At 60.8% G+C, this 880-nt stretch carries 1 pseudogene; it reads left to right on the forward strand.

What is annotated here, in order from left to right:
• Positions 1-880: pseudogene (locus KIK09_RS57195) on the forward strand (DNA-directed RNA polymerase subunit beta); the annotation flags it as partial.

Below are 880 nucleotides of genomic sequence, written 5' to 3' on the forward strand. Positions count from 1 at the left end.
TCTTTCGCGCGTATCCAGGAGCCCCTCGAAGTTCCTGACCTTCTTGCTCTGCAAACCGAGTCGTTCGACTGGTTGCTGGGCAACGAGAAGTGGAAGGCCCGGGTCGAGGCGGCTCAGCAGGCCGGGCGCAAGGACGTCCCGACCCAGTCGGGTCTGGAGGAGATCTTCGAAGAGATCAGTCCCATCGAGGACTTCTCCGGGACCATGTCCTTGTCGTTCCGCGACCATCGCTTCGAGCCGCCCAAGTACTCAGTCGATGAGTGCAAAGACAAGGACATGACCTACTCCGCCCCGATGTTCGTCACGGCGGAGTTCATCAATAACACCACTGGTGAGATCAAGAGCCAGACGGTGTTCATGGGTGATTTCCCGCTCATGACGCCGAAGGGCACCTTCATCATCAACGGCACCGAGCGTGTCGTGGTCTCGCAGTTGGTGCGGTCTCCGGGTGTCTACTTCAACCGTAGTGTCGACAAGACCTCCGACAAGGACCTGTTCGATTGCCGGGTGATCCCGTCGCGGGGTGCCTGGCTGGAGTTCGAGATCGACAAGCGCGACAGCGTCGGTGTGCGCATCGACCGTAAGCGCAAGCAGGCCGTCACCGTGCTTCTTAAGGCACTGGGCTGGACCAGCGAGCAGATTCTCGAGCGTTTCGGCCAGTACGAGTCGATGCGGGCGACCCTGGAGAAGGATCACACCGCCGGTCAGGACGATGCTCTGCTGGACATCTACCGCAAGCTGCGTCCGGGTGAGCCGCCGACCAAGGAGTCGGCGCAGACCCTGCTGGAGAACCTGTACTTCAACCCCAAGCGGTACGACCTGGCCAAGGTGGGTCGCTACAAGATCAACAAGAAGCTCGGGGTCGACGCGGAGATCACGC

Source organism: Nonomuraea sediminis (assembly GCF_018531495.1).
GTDB classification, from domain to species: domain Bacteria; phylum Actinomycetota; class Actinomycetes; order Streptosporangiales; family Streptosporangiaceae; genus Nonomuraea; species Nonomuraea sediminis.